The sequence below is a fragment of the Candidatus Ichthyocystis hellenicum genome, assembly GCF_001460935.1.
Lineage (GTDB): Bacteria > Pseudomonadota > Gammaproteobacteria > Burkholderiales > 2013Ark19i > Ichthyocystis > Ichthyocystis hellenicum.
Genome location: NZ_LN906597.1, coordinates 1,186,213 through 1,199,081, shown reverse-complemented (window position 1 = coordinate 1,199,081; position 12,869 = coordinate 1,186,213). Strand labels below are relative to the sequence as shown.

The 12,869-nt window shown below is 32.1% G+C and carries 5 protein-coding genes; 4 read left to right on the top strand and 1 reads right to left on the bottom strand.

Features of this window, described 5'->3' with window-relative positions; genetic code table 11:
- Nucleotides 1-68 precede the first annotated feature (68 nt).
- Nucleotides 69-3,122, top strand: a complete 3,054-nt coding sequence (locus tag Arg41_RS04835) for a hypothetical protein (protein WP_092343647.1) — start codon at nucleotides 69-71, stop codon at nucleotides 3,120-3,122.
- 50 nt (nucleotides 3,123-3,172) lie between these two features.
- Here the strand turns inward: Arg41_RS04835 and Arg41_RS04830 are convergent, their stop codons facing one another.
- Entirely contained in the window at nucleotides 3,173-4,915 is a 1,743-nt protein-coding gene (locus Arg41_RS04830; RefSeq protein WP_092343646.1) for a hypothetical protein, read from the bottom strand.
- A 604-nt stretch (nucleotides 4,916-5,519) separates the two neighbouring features.
- Here Arg41_RS04830 and Arg41_RS04825 point away from each other — a divergent pair.
- From Arg41_RS04825 to Arg41_RS04815, 3 genes are all read left to right on the top strand, one after another.
- Entirely contained in the window at nucleotides 5,520-7,382 is a 1,863-nt protein-coding gene (locus tag Arg41_RS04825) for a hypothetical protein (protein ID WP_092490527.1), read from the top strand.
- A gap of 291 nt (nucleotides 7,383-7,673) precedes the next feature.
- On the top strand, nucleotides 7,674-9,281 hold the full coding sequence (locus tag Arg41_RS04820; RefSeq protein ID WP_092343644.1) for a hypothetical protein: 1,608 nt from the start codon (nucleotides 7,674-7,676) through the stop codon (nucleotides 9,279-9,281).
- 1,396 nt (nucleotides 9,282-10,677) lie between these two features.
- On the top strand, nucleotides 10,678-12,564 hold the full coding sequence (locus Arg41_RS04815) for a hypothetical protein (RefSeq protein WP_092343643.1): 1,887 nt from the start codon (nucleotides 10,678-10,680) through the stop codon (nucleotides 12,562-12,564).
- The last annotated feature ends 305 nt before the right edge of the window (nucleotides 12,565-12,869 follow it).

Here is a 12,869-nt window from a genome sequence, read left to right as displayed (position 1 = left end):
TAGTATTGGTGCGCATGCTGTCTTCAGAGTAAAAGTAACTTTTTTATATTTTAATTGGGTATTGCTGTATGTGCGCATATTTTTCAGAATATAGCTTAACCATAGGTGATGGTAATGACACAGACAATACTACAAATAGTGTCAATTGTGATTATAGCAGTGACCTATCATTACACGATCAATGCTCAAGTCATAATCAGAAATTTTCCTCATCCATGGATAATTTGCTGAGAGATTTGTTTCCTGACCTAGTTGGAATAAGCTCCTTAAAAACAATTAGCGCTGAAAATATTTCTGAACTACCGACCACATCTCGTGAAATAGGAAATTCGTTTATTGAAAATGAATCACTTACATCAATACCAAGCCCTAAAAAAGAAAATATAAATCAAAATAATAAACTATCTACACCTCATACCACAGTTGAAACAATACCACCTAAAACAATTGATACTGAAAGAAAAAATACTGAAATTGTTTCCCAACAACCATCTAATAATGAAGTTGAAAAAATCAACACCAAAGTTTTTGACGAACCACCTTCTACATCTGCTGAAACTAAATGTTCTATTATTGAAAATAGATCACTAACGTCAACACCGATTACTAAAAAAGATATTAATCAAAGCTATACACTACCTATATCCATTGTTACAGTTGAAACAAGCACACCAAAAACAACTACCAATACCGAAGTTGAAAAAATCAACACCAAAATTTTTGACGAACCACCTTCTACATCTGCTAAAACTAAATGTTCTATTATTGAAAATAGACCACTCACATCAATACCAAGCACTAAAAAAGTAACTGTTAATCAAATATATAATCCACCTACATCTCATGCTATTGTTGAAACAAGCACACTAAAAACAATAAATACCGAATTTTTTGCCAAACCGCCTTCTACATCTGCTGAAATAAAATGCTATATTATTAATAATGGGGTGCTAACACCAGTACAAAATCCTAAGAAAGAAATTATTAATCAAAGCTACCAGCCACCTACACCTAATGCTGAGCATGGAACAAACATAATAAGAATAATTAGCACCGAAGTTCCTGCTAAAACACCTCCCACATCTGGCAAAAATAAATGTTCAATTATTGAAAATAAACCACTCACATCAATACCAAAACCTAAAAAAAAAATTACCAGTCAAAATGACAGCACTGCTATACATGGCGGGATAGACGTCGTAAAAATAGAGGATAAACTACCTACGGCCGCTAACGCATCTGATAATAGATTAAAAAATACAATGCCAGAAAAATTAATTGCATTGTCTCCACACTACAGTTTATCCATTAGTATTTGCAATGATAGCGAAATTGGCAGTGTATATGAATATGCTATAAATAAAATTAGCATCGATGACAACAATGAATTAAGGGATGAGATATTGAAAGAAGTTCGTACAATCATCAACCAAAAAGGATTTACAGAATCAAGTATTGATCTATCACCTACTCACGCAAATATACGCAAATATATTATACATAAATTTTCTCCACACATTAACCGCATTATGCGATCGACAGACATATTGATAACCCCTGATATGCTCATTAAAAACATACCATCCTATTATATTTTGAATAAAAATTTCTTTGACAGACTAAATGAGTACTCTAAAAAAGTCGAAAAACTCATAAATGAAATCCACCATGAAGAGTTTATACCACTAATTCAAGGTAGAATTTTTTTTGATTCATACAACTTTTTAACGCTTAAACGAAAAAACAAGAGAAAGAGAATATCTTCGGTGATAAAAATATTAATAGTAAATACCGTGTCCAATTTATCCAATAAAATTATCCATGAAATCAATAAATTTGGACCAAATGATATTTTGAGAGGAATATTTTTTAGATTCCATGGAACATATGTTACTAAATCATTTGTGAGAAAAATAGTTGACTTTTGTAACATAATTAACAAAAAAATGATGAACGACAAACCATTAAATAAAGGTTTCATAGATTACAAAACACTAATTGATAATTCGATGGAAAAATTAGAGATAGCAGCAAAAACATCTCCTATACTCCACGAGGGAAAATTGTTTTTACCAAATAAAACCACCGCAGAATTGATGATCAGATATCTATCAAGAGATATTAATAAAATTTGTCATAAAATGTATTGCAACTTGTATTCCAAGGAAATTACCCCTAGTAGATCCGCAAAAAACAGTGAAAGTTTGAGCAACTGGAACCTAAATGAGGACCCATATGAAGGAGTGTATAAATATACTATGTCAACTATTGCAATTGACGTAGGAAATTTTGGCAGCATAGTAAGCGACTATTATTCAGAATTGGCTGGCAGGTTGTTGAATGAAATTGGTGATAAATTGCAACTAAAGATTGAGCTGAATCACGGAATGACAACAAAAGAGCTTGAATTGGCATATACATCAAATGAAGAATTTTTTAGCAAACTTAGAGAATTAATTAACTTGGTCACTTGTCGTCTAAGGAAACATGATGATCCAGTCATATCCAGAATTATTGAATATACTAATAATAGAAAGTCTATTTTGGTCAAACAAACTAAGTATAGTGCTAATGATGTTTCGGAATTTTTAATTAAAAATATTTCCATCCTCCCCCAAAAAATTGTAAATGCAATAAAATCATTACCTAAATGTAAATTACTGGGAGAATTTTTTTATTTTTTTCAAGATATGTATGTTGATAATAAATCTATACTAAAAGTAAAAGAAACATTTGGATCAATACAAGAAAAATTAATTAATGATCCACTGCTATGTAAATGTGTAGGAGAAATTTGCGATAACATTTTTAAGTATGTAACCCATATCGGAATTAAAAAAAAACGCGCCCTTGATGCAATGATAAGAGCCCATCCTGTTACTAAAGATTTATCTGTTTTCACGTATATAAAAAAAACAGTTACAAATCAATTAAAAAACGATATGAAGGGTCCCATTATGATTATTTGTGATGAAAAATTAGTAATTGCGGACAACAAAACCGAAAACATCATAATGGACAAATTCAAAACATACCTAATAATAAGATCTATAAGGATGTACAAAAAGATATGCTTTGAAAAATTTGAGACAGATCTAGCTAGGAAACGTACCACAAGATAGAACTTATTATTGCAACTACAATGGCATTTATCATTTATCGAAGTAAAAAATCAGGAAGTAGATTTCCCTCTCATTTCCGATACCTTTCTCTTACAAAGTGACTTATATGCCTGAACAGACGACATAATTATATCAACCACAAAATGTTTTGACATTATTATAACCATTTCCTTACTCAAGTTACCTAACTTACTATCAGGTAACAATACAATAGAGTTCTCCAATACAGTTGATATATTACTAACATACATACCAGACAAATTTGATATACGATCGTATACAGAAGTGCCATTCTCAACTAACTTATGGAAATTTATAATACTGGTAATTGAATTTATGCCATTGCCTCTACCAACAATATTACCAGCTATTAAACTCACATTGTCAAGTAACATTTGATCTTCCAGTACCATTCTATGCGTAGCAACACATATATTGACAATCATTTTAAAAAATGGTTTATATATACGTGCACCGTGACAATCCGAAAAAAACCAACTTTTGATATCATCATCAGTGGAACGACCAACCACAGAAGAAAATCCCTCGGGCAAACTTAATATTACTCTCTCTATCATCCTCTTTGTATTAACAATAAAACTCAGTGATTTCTTCTTGTTGGATGACAGAGAAAACACATACCCCACCCCGCACTTTTCTGAAAAAATCTTAATCTTTGATTGCACTAAAGAAGGAATATCAGATTCACTAGATAAAGAAACACTTCTTTTGATCAATTTACATTTATCAGATAACTTCAAAAAAAATTCATTCGAAAGCATAAGAGATTTAATATCTTCTATAGACATCCCTTCAGACAGCACTACATCTTCACCATCATCAATGCCATTCATACAAGACGATACCTTGTTAAAAACAAATAATTTCGCATTATTACGAGTAACAGACAAATCCAAACTGCAGGACTGATAAAACCTCACACCATACGGTTCCTTTTTCTTTTTTACTGCAGAAATAACATTGCACGCAATGAAATTTTCAAATTCTACATCACGAACATCAACCTTCTCTAGAATACATTTATATATGCTGCAATTGTACGCCATATGCAACACATTACAGTAGTTGTAATTTTTTGGTAAATATAACTTACACTCTCCCCAATACAATCCCGGAACTGAGCAGCCGGCACCAAAAACACGCTCCTCCGTATCATCATTTTTACATTCCTGACTTATTGCAGAAGTCCTCTCATTGCTAGTTGCTTCCATAGGCACACAATTCGCATCATCATCAGAGCAATCAATACCAGGAGTTGGTTCTTCCACTTCAGCATTTTTATTTTCCTGATCCATTGCAAGATCAGTCTTACCTTCTTTCGCCCTCAGCAAACATCCGTCATCATTACGCGCCTGAAAAAAATTAAAACCTGAGGATTTGTTGCCAGATTGGTCATTGCTCCTTTTTGGACAAATCGGAAAAGAAGGCACAACAATAGTATTAGTATAATTTTGCAATGCAATACTGTTGCATAAATAAATAGTTGAAAAATTTAAATATTGTTGTGACAAATGTGCATAACCATCAACTTGGCATAATTCAGTACAACGTTGATTAAGATTTCGATTAGATACAATAGAACGAGTTTCAGAAAATCTATTCTCGGCAACATTATTTTGCAACAAGTCGCTACCTTCAGAAATACTACTACTGGCACAGGAACTAGCATCTATACAATTTTCTCTATCTATGCAACCACTAGAGTCACTATCGCTACCTCTTTCCATATCTCTAGTAGCTGGAAAATTAGGATATGAAATATTAGGATACATTCTAACCACCATATATATTTAGTTTCGCCACGTCGTGACAAGTGTATACCAAATTCATTTGTTTTTCACCAATTTTTATCAAATTAAGAACACACTATTTTTAGTAAAAACATTTCTACAAACTAGTTAATTAATATTATATTCCATACGACTTAAGAATTGCAGCATTAGAATAAAAGCTGTTGTTAGTACAAATGCATTTATGTTACAAGTTTTATTACAGTCAGATATGCGATTTGGTTCTTCAAACTAAAGCAACGCACTATTTCTATAGTGACCATACAATAATATCAAATGCACAATTTTATTGTATTAGTTTAGTAAGGACATACCATATAGAGAGAAGACATGAATATTATACACAGATTATAATTTATGCCATACAGTACTACTAAATGTCATAGAAAGAGTTTCTAAGGATAAGAGAAAATTTCTTTCCTGTACAAATTGGTAATATTAAATGTTCATTAATTTCATCCAAAACCAAAAAGTTTATACGGCACTCATTAAATTTTACCAGCTTTATTGGTATAGCATTCCACGTAAATTGAGTATTAGTCGTATAGTATAAAATCAGTAACACACTTGTATTGAGGCAAACGATATGAATCATATTTCAAATTCTGAGCTATCAACTAATGATGAACTCTCAGCATATGATGTGGAAAGTTCTTCAACATTAGATAATTCATGCGCTAGCTCGACGAATTTGATGTATGATCAGGAGCATGGTTTTAACAATCATCCCCCATTTGCTCTCAATCGAACATCTTATGATCATCATTTATATCAACAAGGATATCTCGGGTTTCAACAGCAATGCACTTTTAATACTGAGCACCTTATCAATAATGAATATCCGAAGTGGTTATCATCTGGACTTGAAAATAGTCAGGTTGATAATCAATTATCAAGTAGTAATTTGGAACGCTATCAATATGCAGGTAGTGCTGAATCTGGAAGTAATAACTGCGGTTACAGATATGATATGCCATCATGCTTTACAAGAACAAATCAATCGTCATCTTGGGAAAAAGAAATAGAAAGCAATAGTAGTTGTAACAGCAGTAAATTTTTCCCATTTAATAATGGAACAGAAATATATGCATCAACAGTAAGTAACTACCCATCATTCCCCTTAGAAACAAACGAATGTGAATATCCAACTCAGCAATATAATTTTGATACAAATGCGCAACAAAGTACCCAAGATAGCCGTTACAATGAAGAATTATGTTTTTTGGGAGACAAAATAATGCCGGGTGAATCAATAATATGTACACAACAAATGCCCATAAGCAACTACAATGCATATGACAATAATAAATTTTGCGAAAACAACGAACCCTCTACCAGCAATATCAGCTACAGTTTAGAACAGTTTAATCAAGGTAACGCAATAAGAAAAAATAAAAAACTGATGCCAACATTAAAAGAGAAATTTACCGTATCACCCCTGCATTTACACAAAGATCTCAAACCTTCTGAGCTATCTCTTTCCGTTTCGTATATTCTTGCTATAGAAAATATTAGCGTTGACACTAATGATATTAGAATTTTTATTTTGAAAAAAATTAAGGGGTCTAAGCATCCACCTGATGAAAATACGTCACTCCCTTATGAATCTTGCAGTATGGATTTAATTCCTACTCTTATTAAAACAAGACAGTACATCAAAAAAATTATTTCTCCTCACATCATCGGACTTCATGGTGATATGGATGTACCTGTATGTGAAGGTATGTCTATACATGATATTAGGATTCTTTTAGTTAATAATAATAATTTTTTCATCAAATTGTCTGAGCGCTGCAATCAACTTAAGTTGGACATTATGAGTTTTTCTAAAAATGGTGATGTTTCTCGAGTTCTTCAATCATCAGTTAACGTTTATCTAGGAAAAGTATTGCATAAATTTTATTTTCCACCTTCGATAAAGAAATCTTTGGTATTTAGAAAAAACATATCGAAAATGATAATAAAATGTGTGTCCTGCTTGCCAGAAAAGATTCGCATAGTAATAGAAAACGTAAGATTAGAAATACTTAAAGGTTGGTTATTCACTAAATATCACGGAGTATATTTGTACAACTCTTATTTAAGAAAAACATATGCTACATGCGTTGAAGTACAAGAAGCAATAGTTAGAGATAATCTTTTGATAGATAAAATGCATGTAGTCACTGAAAGTATTGAAAAAGGCAGTATCAGTTCATTTTATGATTCAATGAAAATCTTGGGATTAGTTGATCGCATATTTGATTTAGCAAAAAACTCAACTGATAGATTAATGAATGAGATGAGAGAATCTTTTGTCTTTAATGGTAAAATACTGGTTCATTTAGATGAGATATCAGTAAAAAACATGGTAGACCATCTAATTATTGATATAGTAAATATGTCTGTGGAATCTTATAGAAAATTATGTACAGATAAAACTATTAATAAGGTAGTGGTTAGCAACTAACTAAGTCTTTCTGTGCAAGTTGCTGACTGCAATATTGGTTGATTATAAAAAGATAAGGAGTTATATTTTTGGTATAATTTTTGATCTTAAACTGTACAATTTAAGCGATTGTACTTTTAGCAAATATCGCGAGTACACTTACTCACGTAGTGTAAACACGGAGAGTAATCACTTTTACGAAAATAGCTAAGATCATTAATTTTTGATAATGCAGCGACTAATGTTAGTTAGCATTTATGCGCTTACTAATAAACTTACGTTTGAATTAAGTAAACTGTAGGACTTATCTATATGTCTTTTAATATTTCACCCACAAATCTTCAGTGGAATCCCACGGAAGGCGACTTTTATCAGCATGAGGGTAATGTGATCTACCCAATTAGTACAGGTCAATATTCTGTGCCCTCCTTGGAATGCATTTTACCAAATCAAGAACAAGATATATATGAAAACTACCTTTTCAGTCAAGAACTTCCCAATTTATCAGGAAAACTATTTTCTGACGATGATAGCACCCAAACTAATGCTGAGTTGTTGGAAAGTTTATCTTCAGATCATTACATCAATCAAATCAGCAATGAGTTGTTAGATAATTCATCTCCGGAGCTATATACTCTTAGAAATTGTACTGAATTACCTGACTTTGTATCTACAAAACTCAGCAATATCGAAAATGATATTAAGCTATTGGAAAGCTCACATTATGACAAAGAACTAATACAGGAAAAAAACTATGATCCTACCTCAATCAGAAATAATACTTATGAACTATATACTAACAATGCACACGTACCAATCATTGATCATTGCGTTGAATCAGAAAAAACAAATTTATTGATACTTCCCTCTGAAGATGCGGATATGCTAATTTCACTGTCCAATTCTTACTGGGATCCCAAATCCGTATTGCTCACTAAGTCAGCATATTCTTTCGCCATAGAAGATATAGATGTCTGCGATGAAATGTTTAAGGATTTTATTTTGAAAAATATTAAAAAAGCAAGTAGTAGACGTAGATCATCAAGCAATTATGGCAGAATAATCAATAGTAACAGCAATAATATTGATCTTTATTTAACGTTTCAAAGAGCTAAAGACTTTATTACTAGTAATATTCCTCGTGATTTAGCTGATGCTTATAACAGCACAAGGATACCAATACTTAATGGCATGTCCATAGATGACATTAAGGGTATTCTAGCAAAAAACAATGATTTTTTCACAAAAATATCAGAATATTGTGAACAAATACAAGGAATGATTGAAAACTCTGGGATAGATGATATTTCTTTAATAATGCAATCTAAGATTAAGGTTTCGTCGCAACATGCGTTAAGCATACCATCTAGCAAAAAAAGGTCTGATCCTTTTCAAAAAAAAATTAAGGAAATGCTCATGAGAATCGCTTCCAGTCTGCCCCAGAAAATTCTTAATGAAATAGAAAATTCCTCGGAAATCTCCATTAGAAAGTGGCTATTTTCAGAATGCCATGGAATATACATTTACGACAAGTCAATAGGGGAAATATGTAATACAATTATCAAAGCAAATGAGCTGATAATCAATGATTTTTTGCTACTGTCTAATATTGATGATATTGCCAAAACAATTACTAAAAGAAATTATCGCTGTTCATGTGTTTCCGTTGTTGGCAATCATAAGCTATCAACGGGTAAAAGCGTACATAGCCATATAAACATCTTGTCTAATCAATCACTTGATCAATTGAGGATTTCGTTGTCAAAATCGCTTGTAATTCACAACAGAAATGTAGTTAGCCTAGATAAGAAAACAATAGAAAAAATGGCAAGATGCTTAATTGTTGACTTGCAAAATATATCTTTAAAATCATACAGCAACACCTGCTCTAGTGCAGCAAAAAATATTAGTCTCTATTAGTATGTTATAGTCATACATTTAGTACGCCATAACTTCTTTGCTAAGGTGTTTTGATACAAGTATTCGCAGAATATAGCATAGTAAGTGGTACGGCAACTTATGTTACAATCTATATAATGCAAAAAACCAAAAATATTAAATGCGAATATAATTCACATATGACATCATGTGGCAGATATGTTTATGTTGTAACACTTTGTGTTTTGCAATGGCATTATGTAACGTCATATAGACCCTAGTTATAAAACTGGTAAATATAATTATTATCAAATACCCCCCCAAACACACTACTATGATAGTGCTGGAGGCAACACAAACAATAAAAACAATTCTCAGAAACACATTGATAAAACACTAAATGTCATATTCGTTGAATAAATATAACTAAATGAAAAATAAGCAGATTAAAAATTATTAAATAAATTTAATAAGCAACAATATAAATACCACATTATTTATAACTATATGATAAATAGTTCTGATAATCGTATTGTGAAAAACCGTCTCGCACATACCTCATATCTTATCGAAACAAAAAACACTCCTAAGAAAATTAGCATCCTCGTTTGAAATTTTAATTTCTATAAAGATGCAAGTTATAACGATATCACCCCCTCTTAAATGATTTAAGACTTACCTGAAAGAGTGACATAAATTAGAATAAAAACACCATCATCAATTTCATTATGGCGATCGACAAAAATACTGTACAAGCATAAAAAATATTATTGACAACATCTTAGATGAAGAGGTCGTAACATCACAGCACTAAGTTAAAACTATACTGGGTAAATACCATATAAACTCCTTCTATGATCTTGGAAGATATAAATTAAGGATATCAAAAAATATCAGCAATATATTTGTCTCAAGATACGCAAAAATACTAGGATATAAAACATTTACCGATAAATTAAATTTCTTAGAAAATTGCACGAATACCAATCAACAGCAAACATATTGTTGAGTAATTAAGTATACTTAAAAAGATTATGGAAAACACCTATGCACAGAATAAAATTATGCTTAATTTAAATAACAACAAACTCACAAAAACATTGAATACTCTAGTTGAAGATGATTATACGACCACAAAATATTGCAAGAGAATTTTCAAAGAGAACGTACTAAGTTATTTTAACTTAACATAAATGATAGATAAGTACATTAATTGCATTACGCGTAGTAATATAAAAAACGTCATCTTTATAATTTTAAATAAAATTTAATCACCTAATTGCCTCAATATATAAAATATGATAAATCACAACCTTAATTTGTTTGCGGATAAGACACACAATAATAATCATATTTCATATACAATTTCTCATTACTAAAATATACAGGTTATGTATAATGAGGGGCTATCAAACGACATTTGCGACTTACATTTTATATGCATAATTTGACTAATAGTGAATCACCATGCATGCCTGAATTACAGCATGTTGGCGACATGTATAACACTGGCGATTTTGATGGTTACATAGGTAGTGAATCGTGTTGTTCAGAAGAACCAGGGATTACCAACCCTTCTGAAGAAAAGGTTGTCTCTTTACTTGGGATAGATTCATCCTATTGTCGGGAGGGCATACGTTCTAGTGATACCGTCACTAGAACGTCACCTGGTTCATGTACAGAATTAGGTGGAGATCCGTCTGCTTCGCTGCAACCTCTAACTCAGACAACGCAACTTTTGTCTAACAAACAGGAGGAGATGGATTATTGCTGCTATGACGAACATACTACACTCCCTGAGCTCTCTGGAAACTTGTTTTCTGAAGTTTGCAGTAACTCTTCATCTTCAAATTTTGTCGATCATGATTACTATTCGTCAGAATGGCTGAAAGAATATCTGAAACAACTAGTAAACTCTGACGTTGACGACGCATGTATTGATAATATTTCAGCTTACAATCATACAGATTTAAAAACAGACTGTATCGATAAGAGTTTGTTTGAAATGATTGATAAATATCTTGGTGACACCTGTATTGATAGCTTAAAAGCACACGGTTTTTTTAACGAGGAATCTGAATCACATGTATTAGATAAGATTGGTTCAGCTGCTAGCATCAATACATTATCCACTATTGATAGCTCAGGATTAAACTGCCATTTTAATGAAAAAGATGAGTTCCGTTACATCGGCAGAATAAATGCAATTACTGAAAATCCCACTACAATTGCTGAAAATTCGCCTTTAATCACAAATGTTTCCGAAAACATAGCACCATTGAATTTTTCAGAAAAATATATATCTTGCTGGAACCCAAAATCGGCAGCGGTGTATTATTATTGCCCTTACGATGCAATCCTAAGAGACACTAGTTTCTACGACAAGGAGTTTGAGGATTGTATTCTAGGAGAAATTGGGTACTTGTTTAGTAAGAATCGTAGCAATAGTGCACGTGAAGCTAAAGCTATTGCAGCAAATAATACTCCTCAGTTCATAATTCCTGACCTTACTGGCACATTCTCTAGTGCAAAAAAATATATCCTGGGTAAAATCAACGAGTATGCACTGAATGACAAAGAACCGGAGGACATTGTAATAGTTGAGGGGATGTCTATGGCCGATATTAGAAATCTTCTATTCTTGTCAATTGATGCGTTGCTGGTTAAATTGGATGGGTATTGCAAAAAACTAGCAGAAAATATCACAGATGAAGATGCTATTGGGGTCGTGCAAACCAAAATTAAGGTTAATGTGAACGGTGTAAGAGTTTCTGTAGATATGAGGAGTCGGAAATCATTCTCAGAACAATTGCCAATTAATGCAAAAAAAATGATAATCAAGTGCGCAACCGCCCTAAGAGAGAAATTCTATCCCGCTGTGGCAAGTGCATCAAATATTTTGATTAAAAATTGGATGTTCTCTCGTTGTCACAATGTATATTTTTGCAACAAAGATTTGAAAGAAATCAGTGATATATGCATTTCTATACGTGAAATAATAGCTAAAGATGAAATTTTATATAATAATGTAGATATAATTGCCAAGAAAATAGTTAACTCTGAGTCAAACAGCAATTCTGTGGTTAGGCTTCATAAGTTAAAGAAAGGTTCATATGTGTCCAATTACATATCTATTCTGTCACAAAAATCGATTGATAAAATAAAAGTTTCACTGGAAAGAGCTCTCGTATTGTGTGATGAAAAAGTTCTTAGTTTAGATAAAAAAAGCTCAGAAAAAATAGCTAAGTATATTGTCCGGGACATAGAAACTCTTTCCATGGGAGAATACAGAAGACTCTGTGAAAACCGTAGCAAAGTGATGTAACGGAATAATATATAAAAAAGAAGTTAGATCTTTTTTGGATGCTATTGCTTTCTACGGAATTGTTGGTAACGTGGATAATTGTGGAGTATATTGATGCAGATAAGACTTGGGGAATATGAAGTGGATCATTACACAAATAATGTGGAATTTTGCATAAAATTGCAATAAGTATGTGTGATGATACTCGTGCCTATGGATATTAGTATTCGTTGTCTAGTCGGCAGAGGTACCATATGAGCGTACTCTCGCTCTGTATATTAAGAATCCGTATATGTTAGAATGGTGGGTAATAAATCCATAATAGG

What these genes read in the sequence shown, in the direction of transcription:
- Arg41_RS04815 (WP_092343643.1), top strand. Translation starts at nt 10,678, where the DNA reads ATGCATAATTTGACTAATAGTGAATCACCATGCATGCCTGAATTACAG.
- Arg41_RS04820 (WP_092343644.1), top strand. Translation starts at nt 7,674, where the DNA reads ATGTCTTTTAATATTTCACCCACAAATCTTCAGTGGAATCCCACGGAA.
- Arg41_RS04830 (WP_092343646.1), bottom strand. Translation starts at nt 4,915, where the DNA reads ATGTATCCTAATATTTCATATCCTAATTTTCCAGCTACTAGAGATATG.
- Arg41_RS04835 (WP_092343647.1), top strand. Translation starts at nt 69, where the DNA reads ATGTGCGCATATTTTTCAGAATATAGCTTAACCATAGGTGATGGTAAT.
- Arg41_RS04825 (WP_092490527.1), top strand. Translation starts at nt 5,520, where the DNA reads ATGAATCATATTTCAAATTCTGAGCTATCAACTAATGATGAACTCTCA.